At 66.9% G+C, this 15701-nt stretch carries 19 protein-coding genes; 9 read left to right on the top strand and 10 right to left on the bottom strand.

Annotated elements, in window-relative coordinates; translation table 11 throughout:
- Positions 1–5: 5 nt before the first annotated feature.
- The 3 genes from accC to aroQ all read right to left on the bottom strand — a co-directional run bounded on the left by accC (position 6) and on the right by aroQ (position 2359).
- On the bottom strand, positions 6–1355 hold the full coding sequence (gene accC, locus E6G92_06740; protein TMJ19468.1) for an acetyl-CoA carboxylase biotin carboxylase subunit: 1350 nt from the start codon (positions 1353–1355) through the stop codon (positions 6–8).
- A 42-nt stretch (positions 1356–1397) separates the two neighbouring features.
- Positions 1398–1841 (bottom strand): acetyl-CoA carboxylase biotin carboxyl carrier protein, encoded by a 444-nt coding sequence (accB, locus tag E6G92_06735; protein TMJ20745.1) that lies wholly within the window; start codon positions 1839–1841, stop codon positions 1398–1400.
- A gap of 77 nt (positions 1842–1918) precedes the next feature.
- Entirely contained in the window at positions 1919–2359 is a 441-nt protein-coding gene (aroQ, locus tag E6G92_06730) for a type II 3-dehydroquinate dehydratase (GenBank protein ID TMJ19467.1), read from the bottom strand.
- 47 nt (positions 2360–2406) lie between these two features.
- Between aroQ and thiS the strand changes: the two genes are divergently transcribed.
- Positions 2407–2619 (top strand): sulfur carrier protein ThiS, encoded by a 213-nt coding sequence (gene thiS, locus E6G92_06725; GenBank protein ID TMJ19466.1) that lies wholly within the window; start codon positions 2407–2409, stop codon positions 2617–2619.
- A 137-nt stretch (positions 2620–2756) separates the two neighbouring features.
- Here thiS and E6G92_06720 read toward each other — a convergent pair whose 3' ends face one another.
- Positions 2757–3194 carry a hypothetical protein gene (locus tag E6G92_06720; GenBank protein TMJ19465.1) on the bottom strand — a complete coding sequence of 146 codons (438 nt, stop codon included), beginning with the start codon at positions 3192–3194 and terminating at the stop codon, positions 2757–2759.
- Positions 3195–3301: 107 nt separating this feature from the next.
- On the opposite strand from E6G92_06720, the gene E6G92_06715 reads away from it, so the two are divergent.
- Positions 3302–4084, top strand: a complete 783-nt coding sequence (locus E6G92_06715) for a thiazole synthase (GenBank protein TMJ19464.1) — start codon at positions 3302–3304, stop codon at positions 4082–4084.
- Between the two features lie 3 nt (positions 4085–4087).
- Here the strand turns inward: E6G92_06715 and E6G92_06710 are convergent, their stop codons facing one another.
- Positions 4088–5854: a hypothetical protein gene (locus tag E6G92_06710; protein TMJ19463.1), complete on the bottom strand. Its 1767-nt coding sequence runs from the start codon at positions 5852–5854 to the stop codon at positions 4088–4090.
- A gap of 135 nt (positions 5855–5989) precedes the next feature.
- On the opposite strand from E6G92_06710, the gene E6G92_06705 reads away from it, so the two are divergent.
- The gene (locus E6G92_06705; protein ID TMJ19462.1) at positions 5990–6391 is read left to right on the top strand and encodes a hypothetical protein; all 402 of its coding nucleotides are present in this window, start codon (positions 5990–5992) and stop codon (positions 6389–6391) included.
- 57 nt (positions 6392–6448) lie between these two features.
- On the opposite strand, the gene E6G92_06700 is transcribed toward E6G92_06705, so the two are convergent.
- Positions 6449–7048 (bottom strand): class I SAM-dependent methyltransferase, encoded by a 600-nt coding sequence (locus E6G92_06700; protein TMJ19461.1) that lies wholly within the window; start codon positions 7046–7048, stop codon positions 6449–6451.
- Between the two features lie 36 nt (positions 7049–7084).
- Here E6G92_06700 and E6G92_06695 point away from each other — a divergent pair, with 36 nt between their 5' ends.
- Entirely contained in the window at positions 7085–7753 is a 669-nt protein-coding gene (locus E6G92_06695; protein ID TMJ19460.1) for a protein-L-isoaspartate(D-aspartate) O-methyltransferase, read from the top strand.
- A 55-nt stretch (positions 7754–7808) separates the two neighbouring features.
- Positions 7809–8168: a hypothetical protein gene (locus tag E6G92_06690; protein TMJ19459.1), complete on the top strand. Its 360-nt coding sequence runs from the start codon at positions 7809–7811 to the stop codon at positions 8166–8168.
- 194 nt (positions 8169–8362) lie between these two features.
- On the opposite strand, the gene E6G92_06685 is transcribed toward E6G92_06690, so the two are convergent.
- Positions 8363–9412 (bottom strand): ACP S-malonyltransferase, encoded by a 1050-nt coding sequence (locus E6G92_06685; GenBank protein TMJ19458.1) that lies wholly within the window; start codon positions 9410–9412, stop codon positions 8363–8365.
- Positions 9405–11612 carry an MFS transporter gene (locus E6G92_06680; protein TMJ19457.1) on the bottom strand — a complete coding sequence of 736 codons (2208 nt, stop codon included), beginning with the start codon at positions 11610–11612 and terminating at the stop codon, positions 9405–9407. Before E6G92_06680 ends, E6G92_06685 begins: the two co-directional genes overlap by 8 nt.
- 104 nt (positions 11613–11716) lie before the next feature.
- On the opposite strand from E6G92_06680, the gene E6G92_06675 reads away from it, so the two are divergent.
- Positions 11717–12016, top strand: a complete 300-nt coding sequence (locus tag E6G92_06675; GenBank protein TMJ19456.1) for an SCP2 sterol-binding domain-containing protein — start codon at positions 11717–11719, stop codon at positions 12014–12016.
- Between the two features lie 59 nt (positions 12017–12075).
- On the opposite strand, the gene E6G92_06670 is transcribed toward E6G92_06675, so the two are convergent.
- Together E6G92_06670 and E6G92_06665 are read right to left on the bottom strand one after the other, a co-directional pair.
- Positions 12076–12264, bottom strand: coding sequence for a hypothetical protein (locus tag E6G92_06670; protein TMJ19455.1), 189 nt, complete (start codon positions 12262–12264; stop codon positions 12076–12078).
- Between the two features lie 152 nt (positions 12265–12416).
- A complete protein-coding gene (locus E6G92_06665) occupies positions 12417–13154 on the bottom strand; it encodes a proline hydroxylase (GenBank protein ID TMJ20744.1) in 738 nt (245 codons plus the stop codon).
- 146 nt (positions 13155–13300) lie between these two features.
- Between E6G92_06665 and E6G92_06660 the strand changes: the two genes are divergently transcribed.
- Genes E6G92_06660 through E6G92_06650 form a run of 3 tightly spaced genes read left to right on the top strand, consistent with a single transcriptional unit; the run spans position 13301 to position 15617 of the window.
- Entirely contained in the window at positions 13301–14008 is a 708-nt protein-coding gene (locus E6G92_06660; GenBank protein ID TMJ19454.1) for a CoA transferase subunit A, read from the top strand.
- Positions 14005–14982: an acid phosphatase gene (locus E6G92_06655; GenBank protein ID TMJ19453.1), complete on the top strand. Its 978-nt coding sequence runs from the start codon at positions 14005–14007 to the stop codon at positions 14980–14982. The genes E6G92_06660 and E6G92_06655 overlap by 4 nt, the downstream gene beginning before the upstream one ends.
- Entirely contained in the window at positions 14982–15617 is a 636-nt protein-coding gene (locus E6G92_06650) for a 3-oxoacid CoA-transferase subunit B (GenBank protein TMJ19452.1), read from the top strand. Before E6G92_06655 ends, E6G92_06650 begins: the two co-directional genes overlap by 1 nt.
- Positions 15618–15701: the final 84 nt, after the last annotated feature.

Below are 15701 nucleotides of genomic sequence, written 5' to 3'. Positions count from 1 at the left end.
GCGGGTCAGCTTCCGTCGCGCGCCAGCCACTCTTCCAGCCACTTGATCGTATAGTCTCCGGCCTGGAATTCGGGATCGTCGAGCAGCTTCTGGTGAAGCGGGATCGTGGTCTTCATCCCCTCGATCACGAACTCCTCGAGGCTTCGGCGCAGGCGGCGCATCGCGCCCGCCCTGGTGGTGCCGTAGACGATCAGCTTGGCGATCATGCTGTCGTAATAAGGCGGCACCTTGTAGCCGGCGTAGAGGCCGCTATCGACGCGGACGTTCATTCCGCCCGGCGCGTGATATTGCTTCACCGTGCCGGGCGAGGGGGCGAAGGTCCTGGGGTCCTCGGCGTTGATCCGGCATTCGATGGCGTGGCCGCGGAACTGGACGTCCTGCTGGCGAAGCGTCAGCGGGTGGCCGCCCGCGATCCGGATCTGCTCGCGGACGAGATCGAGGCCGGTGATCGCCTCGGTCACCGGATGCTCGACCTGGAGGCGGGTGTTCATCTCGATGAAGTAGAATTCCCCATTCTCCCAGAGGAACTCGATCGTGCCGGCGCCGCGATAGCCCATGTCGGCCATCGCCTTGCTGACGATGCCGCCCATCCGGTCGCGCTCCTCCGGAGTGACGACCGGCGAGGGCGCTTCCTCCAGAACCTTCTGGTGGCGGCGCTGGAGCGAGCAGTCGCGCTCGCCCAGGTGGATGGCATTGCCCTTGCCGTCGCCGAACACCTGGAACTCGATGTGGCGCGGGTCGCCGAGATATTTTTCGATATAGACGGTGTCGTCGCCGAAGGCGCTCTTCGCCTCGGAGCGCGCCTGGCTGATCTGCGTTTCGAGCTGGTCTGGCGAATTGACCACCTTCATTCCGCGGCCGCCCCCGCCCGAGGCGGCCTTGACGATCAGGGGATAGCCGGTGCCCTCGGCCACCTTCTTCGCTTCGGCGAGGGTCTCGACCGGCCCGGCGGAGCCCGGCACCAGCGGCAGGCCGAGCTTGGCCGCGGTGATCTTGGCCTCGATCTTGTCGCCCATCGTCCGGATATGCTCGGGCTTGGGGCCGATCCAGATGATGTTGTGGCTCTCGACGATCTCGGCGAAGCGGGCATTCTCGCTCAGGAACCCGTAGCCGGGGTGGATCGCGTCGGCATGGCTGATCTCGGCCGCGGAGATGATCGCCGGGATGTTGAGATAGGATTCGCTGGCCGGTGGCGGGCCGATACAGATCGCCTCGTCGGCGAGGCGGACGTGCATCGCCTCGGTGTCCGCGGTCGAATGGACTGCGACCGTCTTGATCCCCATTTCGTGGCAGGCGCGGTGGATTCGAAGCGCGATCTCGCCGCGGTTGGCGATCAGGACCTTCTCGATCGGCATCTTACTTCGTCCGACCCGGATGGATGACGGGGAGGCCGCGCTTCATTCGATGATCGCCAGCGGCTGCTCATATTCCACCGGCTGGGCGTCCTGGACGAGGATCTGCTTGACCACGCCGGAGCGCGGGGCGGCGATCGGATTCATCACCTTCATCGCCTCGATGATGAGCAAGGTGTCACCCTCCTTCACGCTCGCGCCGATGCTCATGAACGGCGCGGCGCCGGGCTCGGCGGAGAGGTAGACGGTGCCGACCATCGGGGACTTGACCGCGCCGGGATGCGCGGCGGGCGGCTGATCCGGGGCGGCGGGAGGAGGCGGGGCGGCGCTCGCGGCGGGCGGCGGAGGCGGCGCGTAGGCGGCGGGCGCGCCCGAAAGCTTGCGCTTGACCACGATCCGGCGGCCGTTGTCCTCGACCTCGATCTCGCTGAGGTCGTTCTCGTCGAGCATCTCGGCGAGCTTCCTGACCAGGTCCGTATCGACCCGCATCGGCTCGTCGGCGCTGTCCTTGTCGCTCATATTACCCCTCTACGCATGCCCAATCCCCATTGGGTGGGCGTTCCCTGTCAGAGACGGGCGGCCGCGTCCAGAGCAAGCTCGTAGCCGAGCGCGCCGAAACCGGCGATCGTCCCCTTGGCCGCGGAGGCGACCAGCGAGTGGCGGCGAAAGCCCTCGCGCGCCTGCGGATTGGAAAGGTGCACTTCGATCACCGGCACGGCGATCGCCCTGACCGCGTCGTGAAGCGCGACCGAGCTATGGCTGTAGCCGCCGGCGTTGAGCAGCACGGCCTTGGCGCTCGTGGCGTTCGCCTCGTGAAGCCAGTCGATCAGGTGGCCCTCATGGTTCGACTGGCGCATGTCGATGGCGAGGCCCAGCGCCTTCGCCTTGTCCTGCAGCCTGTCGGCGATGTCGTCGAGCGTGTCCGAGCCGTAGATCTCGGGCTCGCGAAGGCCCAGCAGGTTGAGGTTGGGGCCGTTGAGAACGTAGATGACCGGTAGCGCCGCCATGGCCAGCGCCTATATGACGCCCGCCGCGCAAGCGCAAAGGAAGGCGGATGGACGAGACGGTTTCGATCAGGGTCAACGGCGCGCACCGGCGCGTGGCGGCGGGGATCAGCGTTGCCGATCTCGCGCTCGAGCTCGGCCTCGAGCCGGCCAAGGTCGCGGTCGAGCGCAATCTCGAGATCGTGCCCCGATCGGCGCTCTCGCAGGTGCGAGTCGAGGACGGCGACGATTTCGAGATCGTGACGTTCGTCGGGGGCGGGTAGGAGATACCCACACCCGCTCATCCTGAGTAGCCGTTGAGCCTGTCGAAACGGCGTATCGAAGGATGGTCCTTCGATACGGGCCTTCGCCAGGCTCAGTCCCTACTGAGGATGAGCGGTGAATGGTTAATCCAAGCTGATCAGGCGATCGAATTGGTGTCGACGGGGGGCGGCGGAAGGCGGGCGCCGTAGCGGGTGGCGATCCGCTCCACCTCGTCGAACGTCGTCTCGATCGCCCCCTCGGCGGCCTCGACCTCCTCCATACCTTCGCCAAGAGTCGATTCGCCCTGCGCACTCTGGGCGCGCTCGACCGCGTCGGCCAGGCGGCTCCAGGCGCGGACGTGGAGCTGGTAGGCGTTCCAGAAATCCTCGGGCGCCCGGCCGCGCGGGATTCCCGTTATGATGTCGACGACGTCTCGGGCGCTCAGTCGGGTGGTGTCGAGATTGTCGGCGTTGAGGACTCGCTCGATCTCGGCGCGCGCGGCGTCGCCCTGGACGACGATATCGGGCTCCTGAGCGCAAGCCTGCGCGGGAAGGAGGAAGGCGGCCGAGACCAGGATCAGGAGTCGCAGGATCATGCCCGATTTGTAAGGCCGCCGGAGGCTTTGCGAAAGTCGGGGTTTCTCCGGGGGCGTTCGCGCCTATATCGGCGGCACCCACCCAACAAGGAACGGACACCCGCAGCGTGATTCCAGCCCAGGCGGACACATGGACCGTGGCCGGCAAGACCTTCTCCTCGCGGCTGATCGTCGGCACCGGCAAGTATAAGAGCTTCGAGCAGAACGCGGCGGCGGTCGCGGCCTCGGGGGCGGAGATCGTCACCGTCGCGGTGCGGCGGGTCAACATCTCCGATCCGGGCCAGCCGCTGCTGACCGATTATATCGACCCGAAGACGATCACCTACCTCCCCAACACCGCCGGCTGCTTCACCGCCGAGGAGGCGATCCGGACGCTCCGGCTGGCGCGCGAGGCGGGCGGGTGGGAGCTGGTCAAGCTCGAGGTGCTGGGCGAGGCCAAGACTCTCTATCCCGATATGCGCGAGACGCTGAAGGCCACGGAGACCCTGGTGAAGGAGGGCTTCAAGCCGATGGTCTATTGCGTCGACGATCCGATCGCCGCGAAGCAGCTCGAAGAGTCCGGCGCGGTGGCGATCATGCCGCTGGGCGCTCCGATCGGCTCCGGGCTCGGAATCCAGAACCGGGTGACGATAAGGCTGATCGTCGAAGGCGCGGGCGTGCCGGTGCTGGTCGACGCGGGTGTCGGCACCGCGTCGGACGCGAGCGTGGCGATGGAATTGGGCTGCGACGGCGTGCTGATGAACACCGCGATCGCCGAGGCGAAGGACCCCGTTCTGATGGCCCGCGCGATGAGGCTCGCGGTCGAGAGCGGGCGCCTCGCCTACCTCGCCGGGCGAATGGGCCGGCGCCGCTACGCGGATCCTTCGAGCCCGCTGGCGGGTCTCATTTGAGGATCAGGGCGAGCGCGCCGCTTGCGCGCCCGCCAATTCAGTGGCTGCCCGCAATCGCGCGATTTGCGACTGAACCAGGGCCACCTCGCCATCGATGCGCGCCTTTTCCGCGGCGAGCTGAGCGATACCGGCTTGATCCGGCACTCCGGTTTGCGTCGTGAGCAGATCCCTTTGGGCGATGAGAAGGTCGCGTTGGTTGGTGAGTTGGGCCAGCTGCTCCGCCCGGCTTGCGGCCGCTTCATTGCGCAAGTAGGTTTGCGTATCCCGCGCATATTGGATGTCGCTCCGGCGTTCGGTCTCCCTGGCCTCCTGCGCGACCTGATACCGCTCGGCAATATCGGCCGCGGTGCCTGTTGCCGCTGCGGCGGAGCTTTCCTCCCCATAGCTGAACTGCTCGACGAAGCCGTTGGCGCGCATCGAAAGCTTTAGCTCATTGTTCTCGAATGCCCTGCTTCGGAAAGGCAATAGCCGCAGCCGACCCAATTGGGGCGCGATAAGCGGTTCGTCGCGCAGAACGGGGCGTGTGCCGTTTGTGCACTCCTGGCCGGCCACCACCTCGGGCGCAGCACAGACAATCAGCCGCCCGTCGATCGGTTCACGAATGAATATCCCCCGAGCCCAGCGGCGGTCCGAAGGCGGGATCACCGAGGAATTCAACCTTTCATCGGCTGTCCGCGCCGGATGGGAATCCTGCGAAACCGAGGGAACAATGCCCAAGCTGAGCGCAGCAAGGTCGCTGAGACAGCGGGAGGCCGGCACCGGCTCCCCAATTCCGCGGCAAATCACGGACATTGGCAGCAGGTCCGCCGGTTGCGGGTCCATCCGTTGCCCGTCCACGTAAATCTCGAGCAACGTCATTAGTCTGCGAAGACTCGCCTGGTCCGGGCCGATCGTTGCGCTGTGCGCACCGGGTCCGCTCGGCTGGACGGGCCAATCCACCTCGTCACTCGCACTGAGCCGCGCTTGCAGGGTTGCGATTTGATCGACCAGCGTCCTCAGCTCCTGCTCCTTGAGCATGAGCGTATGAACCTGGGCGCTGAGCTCGGCCTGGTCCGCCGGCAGCATCACCTCCAGCGAAGCGAGCGCGCTGAGCCGAACGACGTCGGCGTTCAGCCCGGCGATGACGGGGGTCAGTGCCGTTACCGCGTCAGTCTTCTGCTTGAGTTCAGCGAGGTCGGCGCGGGCCGCGGCCGAACAACGAAGGGTCACGATCGGAACGGGGCCTTCGGCAGGGCGATGGATGTTCAGGTTCGAATAGGTCGACGCCGTGAGGTCATTGAAGGCAGCCGGGGCGATGGGTACGCCCCCCGCGGCGGAGGCGACCGAAAGACCGATCCTTGCAAGATTGGTGAGCACGGTACCGGTTTGGTCTTGCGCCCGGGCATTGACCGTCCTGATCGTCCCCGATTCATGCCACGTCATCTCAAAATTTGTTGTCTTCAAGATCGACGACATAACCTGATAGTCGACCTCGAACCGTTCGCCCGCGACATAACGCTCGCTGGCTTCCACCTTGGTCGCGAAGGTGGGGGGGCGGTCGTCCGGGCAGGAATCGAGCGAGCGGGAGATCTTCAAATGGTATTGCACCATGGGCAGCGCATAAGAAAGACCACGCTGAGCGCCCGCCGTCGAGGCGGCCCCTCCAGCGACGGAAGGAACGTCTCCCGTCGGATTGGTCTGCAAATGGGTGCAGGCGCCGCAAGTCGCGGTAATGAACAGGCCGAGCACGATATTGCGCAAATTTGCGCCGTATTCAGGCGAGTTGCCCATAGTTCCCCCTGCCACCTGAAAGGACAACAAAATACCATATTCCTTTATTGAGTTTGCGCAACATTATTTCATACCGTCCGAACCGCTCGCAGGATTGATTTGAGCGCCCAGCCGCCGGAACCGCAGGTTACTGATTTGAGTTATCTTTCCCGGGCGAGCGGCGGCGTGGTGCCGCCGACGCCGGCAGTCGTGAAGGGTCTCCTCATGGGCGAGTTCAACAAGGATCAGGGTCAGCAATCCGACCAGCAGGGCGAGAAGCCGGCTTTCGGGCAGTTCGACAAGCAGCAGGGGGAGAAAGGCGAGCAGGGCTCGCAGGAATTCGGCCAGGGCAAGCAGGACGAGCTCGCCGGCGCCGGCAAGGACCAGGCCCAGCAGGGCGGCCAGGAATTCGGTCAGAAGAGCGAAAGCGGCCAGGGCAGCCAGAAGGGCGAAGGCGGCTTCGGCGGCCAGCAGGAGCAGGGCCAGTTCGACAAGACCCGCCAGCAAGGCGAAGACAGCGACGATTTCGAGAAAGGCGGCTCGGGCCAGCCCAGCTGACCCCTCCGCGATCACGACGACTAATTTGCCGCGGCCGGTCGATCCGGCCGCGGCTTTTCATTCCTTTATCGCGAGCCACACCGTCGAGCCGCCGCAGTCGGGATCGCTCGCCTTGTGGGCGGCGACGCCGAAGCCGTTCGCGGCGAGCAGCGCTCGATATTCCTCGGGCGCGAGGCTGCCATGATAGAGCGGCTCGCCCATCCACTCGCCGATCGCCTCGCCATGGCTGGTTCCGCTGGTGAACATCAAGGGCGCGCCGGGAGCCGAATGGGCGGCGAAGATGGGAAACATCCCCCGCTGGTCGTCATGGGCGAGGTGGAAGAAGCTGTGCCAGGCGAGGATGCCGTCGAACGCCCGGCCGAGGTCCAGCCCGCGCATGTCTCCGACGAGCCATTCCATCTCGGGGAAACGGCTTTCGGCGAGGGCGATCAGCGAGGGCGCGGAATCGGTGCCGGTGATCCGGTAGCCCCGCTCGATGAACCAGCGGGCGACCGGCTCGCCCATGCCGCAGCCGATGTCGAGCACGCTGCCGCCGGCCGGAAGGAAGGCGGCGAAGCGCTCGAGCCAGGCCGCCTCGTGCAGATCGCGGGGGCGCTGGCGGTCCCAGGCGGCGGCATGGTCCTCGTACAGGCCGACGATCCGCTTCGAATGAGACATCGGGAACGCGCTCCGGCTTCAACCATTTAGCGCTGCATGCCAGACTTCGCGGCCGCGCGCGAGGAGATGGTCCGCCGCCAGATCGAGGGCCGCGGACTTGCCGATCCGCGCCTGCTTGGAGCGATGCGCGAGGTGCCGCGCGAGGCTTTCGTGCCCGAGCACCTCGCCCATCTGGCGCACGCCGATACGCCGCTGCCGATCGAGGCCGATCAGACTATCTCCCAGCCCTATATCGTCGCTCTGATGATCGACGCGGCCGAGATCGCGCCGGGGGATAAGGTGCTCGAGATCGGGGCCGGCTCCGGCTACGCGGCGGCGGTGATGGGCCGGATCGCGGGCGAGGTGATCGCCGTCGAGCGGCACGCCGAGCTCGCCCGCCTCGCGGCGGAGCGGATGGGGCGGCTCGGCTACGGCAACGTCCGGATCGTCGAGGGCGATGGCTCGGCGGGTCAACCGGAGGACGCGCCGTTCGACGCGATCCTCGCCGCCGCCAGCGGATCGCATGTGCCGGCGGCGCTGAAGCGGCAGCTCGGCGTCGGGGGCACTTTGGTCATGCCGGTCGGAGAGCCGAATGCGGTGCAGAGCCTGGTCAAGGTCACCCGCACAAGCGAGGACAGCTACCGAAGCGAGGATCTCGGCGCGGTCCGCTTCGTGCCGCTGATCGGGGAGGAAGGTTGGGACGAGAGCTATCCATTTGGTCTTTAGGGCGAAACCCATTATGGTTAACCTTCATCGCCACACGCGAGACAGGAGTCGGCCAATGAAGGAGCGTATTCTTTTCGGCGCAATTGCAGGGCTGGGTCTGGTCAGCGCAAGCCCACCCGTCGCGACCGCCCCGGCGCACTCCGACATGGCTTATCCGGCCTGCTCGCGCACCGTCACCGACCATTGCATCCAGCTCTACGAGCGCGGAGTCCGCACCCGGCAGAACCTCGCCGCCAACCGGATCGACTCGCCGGCGGTTGCCATGGCTCCGGCCGCTGCTCCCGCTCCCTCGGGCGCGGGCGCGATCGCTTCGACGACCGAGGCGCCGCCCTGCTCGGCGACGGTCACCGATCATTGCCAGCAAAGGCCGATCCGGCTCACCGCCCGAGTCCGCCGGGCGGGCGAGCGGGGGTAGGCGCACGCACTCAGCCGAGTCTCACATCCACGGATTGGCTCGGCACTTCAGAGTCATCCCGGCGCAGGCCGGGACCCATGAACTCTGACGGCGAGATCCGGCTCCGGCGGCGTCGCTAGTCCTCCATCATCGGCGTTCATGGGTCCCGGCCTGCGCCGGGATGACTCGGTTAGTTTGGCGGGGCAGGGCTTCCGCTAATTGAGTTCGGACCTTCGCTCCGCCGTCACCAGCGCCCGCTGGTCTTCCCGCCCCATGGCGAGAAGGACCGGTGCCCCTGAAGCCTGCGCTTCCTGAAACTCGGCCTTCGAACGCATCCCGCGCCATTCGATGGCGATCAGCGCCTGGGCGATCGCTCCGCCCAGCGTGTCGCCGGGGCCGAGCAGGATGATCCGGTCGGGCGCATATTCCTTCACCGCCACCTGAATCGCGCGGGTGAAATCATAGGGCTCCAGGATCTGGTCGGCGAAGGTGTAGCGCCGAAGCGCTTCCGCGTTGCTGGCGTGGGGACGCCAGATATGGCCGCGGCCGTCGATCATCGGCACGCCGGGCCCGCCGATCCATTCCGCGGGGAGATCGAGCGCTCGCTCGGACGAGCCTTTCATCAGCGGCGTGTGGAAGGGGCCGTGATTGACCAGCCGAAGCGGGTCGCGCGCCGGAGTTGGCGGGGCCTCGGCGAGCAGGGTCTCTAGCGCCTTCTCGGTGCCGGCGAGGACCATCATTCCGCCGAGCTCGATCGAGACGTAGAGGCCGTCCACGCGCTCGACGAGGGCAAGCACCTGCTCGCGAAGGCCGGGCAGCGGGCGCCAGTCCTCACCGACCAGGGTCAGCAGTACCTGGCCGCCGGGCTCGCCGGCCTGGCTGTTCTCGCCCATCGCGTCGACGATCGCGAAGCCGCGCTCCGCGCTCGCCGCGCCGCCGACGGCGAGCGCCGTGTACCAGCCCATCGAATTGCCGGTCACCGCGGCGACGGCGAAACGCTCGCGGTCGATGCTTAAAAAGTCGGCATAGGAAGCGGAGAAGATCAGCGGCGAGGCGATGTCGCCGCGCGTGTGCAAAGCGGGGCTGAAGCGCTCGGCGCCGTCGAGCTCGGAGATGGTCGGCTGCCCCCGTTTGGCGCGAAGGGCGTCGAAGGCTTCGATCAGGCCGGCCTTGTCGCCGTGGAAGCGCTTCAGATAGCGGAGCTCGGCCTTGCCGTAGGTTCCCCGGCCGGGGCAGACGACGAGCGCGGAGAGTTTCTCAGCCACGGACCAGCTCCAGCGCCGCGGCGACGATCGAATCGCGGCTCGGCAGGGTCAGGGTCGCCGCGCGGCCGAGCGGGATGAAGCTGTCCTCGGCGGTGATCCGGGCGCAGGGAGTTCCGGGCGCGCGCTCGGCGAACAGGGCCATCAGCGCCTCGCTCTGCGAGCCGGTCCTCCGGCATTCGTCGACGATCAGCACGCGCTCGCAGCCCTCCGTCGCCTCGATCAGGCCGTCCTCGTTCAGCGGCGCCAGCCAGCGCAGGTCGATGACCCGAAGCTTCAGCTTGTGCTGCTCGGCGAGGATCTTCTCCGCCTGGCGGGAAAGGTAATAGCCGTTGCCGTAGGTGACGATGGCGAGGTCGGTGCCGGTGCCATGGACTCCGAGATCGCCGAACCGGACCGGCTTGGCCTCGCCGGGCGCGGCATAAGGCGCGGTCCACAGGCCGTCGCCTTCTTCGTGCAGGTCGCGGGTCATGTAGAGCGCGATCGGCTCCAAAAAGACGATCACGCGCTGATCCTCGAGCGCGAGTCGCGCGCACTCGCGAAGCATCTCGACGGCGTCGGCGCCGTTGCTGGGGCAGGCGAGGATCAGCCCCGGGATGTCGCGGAAGACGGCGAGGCTGTTGTCGTTGTGGAAATGGCCGCCGAAGCCCTTCTGGTAGCCTAGCCCGGCGATGCGGACGATCATCGGGTTGGTGTACTGGCCGCTGGAGAAGAAGCTGAGAGTCGCCGCCTCGCCGCGCAGCTGATCCTCGGCATTGTGGACATAGGCGAGGAACTGGATCTCGACGATCGGCAGAAGGCCGTTATGCGCCGCGCCGATGCCGAGGCCGAGGATGCTCTGCTCGTCGAGCAGGGTGTTGATCACCCGCGCCGGGCCGAAGCGCTCGTGCAGCTTGGCGGTCACGTTGTAGACTCCGCCCTTGGGCCCGACATCCTCGCCGGCGACGATAACGTTCCTGTGCGCGAGCATGAGATCGGCCAGCGCCCAGGACAGCAGCCGCGCCATGTGCTGCGGCTTGTCCATCATCCCCAAGTCGCGCGCGAACAGCGCCTGGCGGTCTTCGGGCGAGGGCGTGTTCGCCGCCGGCAGATCCCGCTTCGGCGGGATCAGGCTTTCCATCACCGCCTTGCTGCTGGTCAGCTTCGGGCGCGTGATCGCCTGCTCGCCGATCCGGGCCAGCGTGGTCTCGGTTTCGTTATAGATTTCCAGGATGTCGGCTTCCGAGAGGATGCCCTGCTCGACCAGCAAAGCGGCGCTGTAGACGAGCGGATCGCGCTCTTCGTCGGCCTCGATCTGCGCCTTGGACAGGTAGGCGCTCTGCATGTCGGATCCGGCATGGCCGTAGAGCCGCACGCAATCCATGTGCAGGAAGACGGGCTTCCGCTCGGTCCGCGCATAGCGCGTCGCTTCCCGAGCGCCGCGCCAGGCGTCCACCATGTCGAGACCGGTGCAGTGGATGTATTTGAGCGCCTCGCGGTCCTGAAACGAGGCCGCGATCCAACCGCGCGGCGTGCGGGTCGAGATGCCGATGCCATTATCCTCGCAGAGGAAGACGAGCGGCATCGGCGTGCCCTGATAGGCGGCCCAGGCGGCCGTGTTGAACGCGCCCTGTGCCGTCGAATGGTTGGCCGAGGCGTCGCCGAAGCTGGCGAGCACGATCGAATCGCGGGCAAGGGGAGCGTCGTCGAGCTTCAGGGTTCGGGCGATGCCGATGCTGAACGCCGCGCCCACCGCCTTCGGCAAATGCGAGGCGATGGTGCTCGTCTGTGGCGGGATGTTGAGCGGCCTGGAGCCGATCACCTTGTGCCGGCCGCCGGAGATCGGGTCCTCGGCCGAGGCGGCGAAGGACAGCAGCATGTCCCAGCAGGGCGTCTGCCCCGGAAGTTGCTTGGAGCGGTGGAGCTGGAAGGCATTGGAGCGGTAGTGGAGGAAGGCGATGTCGCCCAGGCGAAGCGCCTCGGCGACCGCCGCGTTGTTTTCGTGGCCCGAACTGCCGATCGTGTAGAAGCCCTCGCCCCGCGCCTGCAGCCGGCGCGAGAGGCGATCCATCTGGCGGCTCGCGACCTGACTGTAGAACAGCTCGACCATCGCCTCGCGCGACAGGCCGACCTCGTCCGGCTGGATGTCGCTCATCCGCCGCGGCAGCCGTCCGCTGCTCAGCCTGGCGACGAACTTTTCGTGGATGGCTTCGGCGGCGTCCATGCCCGCCCGACTAGCGGGCTTGAAGCGGGGAGGGAAGGAGGCGGCTTGACGGGCGCGGCGGCGAAAGTCAGGGAGTGGCGATCGTCCAACGGAGAGCAGAGAACATGACCAAGAGCGAGATGGCCGCCCGCCTCAACGAGGCCCAGGCTTTCGTCCCCGGCAAGCGCGTCAAGCTCGACTTCGGCGATCAGGGCGTCGTCATGCTCGACGGCAATGCCAGCGCGGTGACCGAGGAAGACGGCGACGCGGACACGACGCTGAAGGTCGCCTGGAGCGATTGGGAGGATCTCGCCAGCGGAAAGCTCGACGGCATGACCGCCTTCATGCAGGGCAAGCTCAAGGTCGAGGGCGACATGTCCAACGCCATGCAGCTCCAGGGCGTGCTGGCGAAGCTCAAAGGCTAGGCAGCAAAAAGCCCCGGGGCCAAGCGGACCCGGGGCTCTCCACTTTGGCCCGTGGAGCCTTAACGGGGACCCTTCGGCCCCGAATTCGAGGTGGTCAGCTGGGGATTGTGCGCGCCCGAATTGCCCGGGGGCGGGCCGGACTCGGCGCCGTTGCCGTAGCCGTTGTTGTTCTTGGTCGTGGTCGGCGGGCAGGGCGAGCAGCCGGCGCCGCTGACCTGCGAAAGCTCAAAAGCGTGAAGATCGCGCATTCGATGTCTCCTGTTGGCGGGCCGTGGCCCCTGGTCCCATCAGCCTTCCCCGGCTGGTGTGATGGGGTGCCTGACAGGCTCAGATCGCTGCGACAACAGCGAAAAACGGCCCGTCCCAAGGGGGGACAGGAGCGCGTCAGCGGGTTAATCGGTTAGCGCGAACCGCTGCGCAGCCAGCCGGTTACCGCCATTCGGCGATGCGGCGCTGCGGGGGTGACGATCGACACGCTGTGCTGGCGCGGCACCGAGAACAGATCCAGCGTGTTGAAGCGCGGCACGTTGCCCGCCGCGGTGCGGTCGTGCTCGCCGTGGAACAGCAGCAGCCCGCCATATTCGAGCCGCCAATAGGGCGTCAGCCCGAACACGTAGGCGGCCAGCCGGTCCTTGCCTTCGACATCGTCGTCATGGCCGGTGAGGAAGTCGCCGGGGCCATAGGCGGTGGCCTGGCCGTCGGTGAAGCTCAGAGCGTCGTGGCCGGTCGCCGCGCGCAGGAATTCGAGCATTTCGCCGCTCTGCATGAAGCGGGCGAAATCGGTCAGCGGGTCGTCCAGGGAAGCCATCTCCTCCGCCGTCGGCACGCGCAGCGCCTGGTAGCGATATTGGAAGGCTTCGCGCACGCGCAGGTGCGCCTCCGCCTCGATCGCGGCCCAGCGCCTCTTGCCGATCCGCGCGCGCTCGGCGGGATCGATCTCGAGGACGTCGGCGCCGTTGTTGATGAGGTAGATCCAATCCGGCCGATCGCTCAAATGATCGTGCAGCTGGGCCGCGCCATCGACGAGCAGATTGTAGATCCGGACGCGGCCATCTTCATCGTAGGCGCGCCGGATCGCGCCGAGATCGAGCTCGGGATTGATCCGGAACGGCGTGGCGAGCGCGGGCGCCTGCCGGATGGGTACGTGGAGCAAAGGGCATTCCCCTGTCGGGTGAAAGCCCCTCCATAGCGGCACGCACTTTCGCGGCGGTTAAGGCCTGGCCGTCGCGGTTGACCTCGGTGGCGCGGGGTGACTATCGCGGCTTAGGACGAGGGAGCCTGCCGATGAAGAAAATCTACCCCGACGCCGCAGCCGCGCTCGAAGGGCTGCTGCTCGACGGAATGACGATCTGCGCCGGCGGCTTCGGCCTGTGCGGCATCCCCGAGCGGCTGATCGACGCGATCCAGGCATCGGGCGTCAAGGATCTCACGATCGCCTCGAACAATGCCGGGATCGACAATGAGGGGCTCGGCAAGCTGCTTCGCACGCGCCAGGTGAAGAAGATGATCTCGTCTTATGTCGGCGAGAACAAGGAGTTCGAGCGGCAATATCTGGCGGGCGAGCTGGACATCGAATTCTGTCCGCAAGGGACCCTCGCCGAGCGCTGCCGCGCGGGCGGGGCCGGCATTCCGGGTTTCTACACCAAAACCGGCGTCGGCACCGTCGTCGCCGAGGGCAAGGAGGTGAAGAATTTCGACGGCCAGGATTACATCCTGGAGCGCGGTATCCGCGCCGACCTTTCGATCGTCAAGGGCTGGAAGGCCGACGAGAGCGGCAACCTCGTCTTCCGCAAGACCGCGCGCAACTTCAACCAGCCGATGGCCACGGCGGGCAAGGTCTGCGTCGCCGAGGTCGAGGAGATCGTGCCCGTCGGCAGCCTCGATCCCGACTGCGTCCACGTGCCGAGCATCTATATCAAGCGCATGATCCTCGGCGCGCCCTACGACAAGAGAATCGAGTTTCGCACCGTGCGGGAGAAGGACGCGGCATGAGGGGGCGGGCCAAGGTTTCACGAGATCCGTTCGTGTCGAGCGAAGTCGAGACACCCTATCGAGCGAAGCCGAGATCAAGGGCCTCGGCTTCGGTCGGCGGGGTCCCTCGACTTCGCTTGGGACGAACGGTTTTGGGACTTGGTGTGGCTCTTTTCGCCGCCGCCGCTTCCGCCCAGACTCCGCGTCCCGCCACGCCGCCGGCCGGCATGCAATGGCTCTACGGCTCGGGCGAGGGCGGGGCGAGCGGGATTCAGGCCTATCACGCGTTCCGCAATTACGTCGTGGCGGCCGCCCGGCACCGTCCGCGCCAGAGCGTGGTGCTCGCCCCGGGATCGACGCTTGCCGCGCCGCGCTTCCTGCCTTGCGGGCGGCGGCCGCTCGCGGTCGTGCTCGACGTGGACGAGACGGCGCTTCAGAATCTCGGCTACGAATATGACGACGCCATCCATCCCGGCCGGACCTACGACCAGGAGCGCTGGAACCGCTGGGAGGAGACCGGCGCGAACGCCGTGCTTCCCACACCCGGGGCGGTGAGCGCCCTCAACGCCATCCGCCGCGCCCGCGTCACGGTGATCTTCAACTCCAACCGCCTGTCGCGCTTCGCCGCCCAGAATACCGCCACGATAGACGGCGCCGGCCTCGGCCCCGTGGAGCATGGCCGGACGCTCTGGCTTCAGGGCGACGTGGCGGCGGGCTCGGCCAAGGACCCGCGCCGCACGGCGATCTCCGAGCGTTATTGCGTGATCGCCATGGCCGGCGACCAGCTCGGCGACTTCTCCGACCTGTTCAACGCGCGCGACCTGCCCGTCCCGGAGCGCCGCCGCGCCGCGATCACGGAGCCGTTCGCCTGGCTCTGGGGTAACGGCTGGTTCATCCTCCCGAACCCCGTCTACGGCTCGGGCCTTCGCGGCGGAATCGACGACGTCTTCCCCGCGGATCGCCGCTGGCCCGCCCCCGAACGAGGAAACAACTGATGCCCTGGGACCGCAACCAGATGGCCGCCCGCGCCGCGAAGGAGCTGCGCGACGGCTATTACGTCAATCTCGGCATCGGCATCCCGACGCTCGTCGCCAACAACATCCCGCCGGGCATGGAGGTGACTCTGCAGAGCGAGAACGGGATGCTCGGCATCGGCCCGTTCCCTTATGACGACGAGGTAGACCCCGACCTGATCAACGCCGGCAAGCAGACGATCAGCGAGCTGCCCTCGTCGAGCTATTTCTCCAGCTCGGACAGCTTCGCGATGATCCGCGGCGGCCATATCGATCTCACCGTGCTCGGAGCGATGGAGGTGGCCGAGAATGGCGACATCGCCAACTGGATGATCCCCGGCAAGATGATCAAGGGCATGGGCGGCGCGATGGACTTGGTCGCCGGCGTCAAGAAGATCATCGTCGTGATGGAGCACACGTCCAAGAACGGCGATCCCAAGTTCATCCCCGCCTGCACGCTGCCGCTGACCGGCAAGAACGTGGTCGACATGATCGTCACCGATCTGGCCGTGTTCCAGCGGCCCGATCACCAGAGCCCGTTCAAGCTCATTGAGCTGGCCCCCGACGTTGCGGCTGAGGAAGTGGCCGCGAAGACGACTGCCCGCTACGTTTCCTGAGCCTTGCAAGGGCGCCCGTTCACGCTTTCACCGTGAACGCCGCGCCGCGATGCGTCCGGTTGCGGGTCGAAGCCATGCCACCGA

It is taken from the genome of Alphaproteobacteria bacterium, assembly GCA_005883305.1.
Taxonomy (GTDB): domain Bacteria; phylum Pseudomonadota; class Alphaproteobacteria; order Sphingomonadales; family Sphingomonadaceae; genus Allosphingosinicella.
This window is presented reverse-complemented; position numbering and strand designations above follow the sequence as displayed.

Coding starts and splice junctions, on each gene's coding strand:
- accC (TMJ19468.1), bottom strand. CDS start 1,355: ATGCCGATCGAGAAGGTCCTGATCGCCAACCGCGGCGAGATCGCGCTT.
- accB (TMJ20745.1), bottom strand. CDS start 1,841: ATGCGGGTCGATACGGACCTGGTCAGGAAGCTCGCCGAGATGCTCGAC.
- aroQ (TMJ19467.1), bottom strand. CDS start 2,359: ATGGCGGCGCTACCGGTCATCTACGTTCTCAACGGCCCCAACCTCAAC.
- thiS (TMJ19466.1), top strand. CDS start 2,407: ATGGACGAGACGGTTTCGATCAGGGTCAACGGCGCGCACCGGCGCGTG.
- E6G92_06720 (TMJ19465.1), bottom strand. CDS start 3,194: ATGATCCTGCGACTCCTGATCCTGGTCTCGGCCGCCTTCCTCCTTCCC.
- E6G92_06710 (TMJ19463.1), bottom strand. CDS start 5,854: ATGGGCAACTCGCCTGAATACGGCGCAAATTTGCGCAATATCGTGCTC.
- E6G92_06700 (TMJ19461.1), bottom strand. CDS start 7,048: ATGTCTCATTCGAAGCGGATCGTCGGCCTGTACGAGGACCATGCCGCC.
- E6G92_06695 (TMJ19460.1), top strand. CDS start 7,085: ATGCCAGACTTCGCGGCCGCGCGCGAGGAGATGGTCCGCCGCCAGATC.
- E6G92_06690 (TMJ19459.1), top strand. CDS start 7,809: ATGAAGGAGCGTATTCTTTTCGGCGCAATTGCAGGGCTGGGTCTGGTC.
- E6G92_06680 (TMJ19457.1), bottom strand. CDS start 11,612: ATGGACGCCGCCGAAGCCATCCACGAAAAGTTCGTCGCCAGGCTGAGC.
- E6G92_06675 (TMJ19456.1), top strand. CDS start 11,717: ATGACCAAGAGCGAGATGGCCGCCCGCCTCAACGAGGCCCAGGCTTTC.
- E6G92_06670 (TMJ19455.1), bottom strand. CDS start 12,264: ATGCGCGATCTTCACGCTTTTGAGCTTTCGCAGGTCAGCGGCGCCGGC.
- E6G92_06660 (TMJ19454.1), top strand. CDS start 13,301: ATGAAGAAAATCTACCCCGACGCCGCAGCCGCGCTCGAAGGGCTGCTG.
- E6G92_06655 (TMJ19453.1), top strand. CDS start 14,005: ATGAGGGGGCGGGCCAAGGTTTCACGAGATCCGTTCGTGTCGAGCGAA.
- E6G92_06650 (TMJ19452.1), top strand. CDS start 14,982: ATGCCCTGGGACCGCAACCAGATGGCCGCCCGCGCCGCGAAGGAGCTG.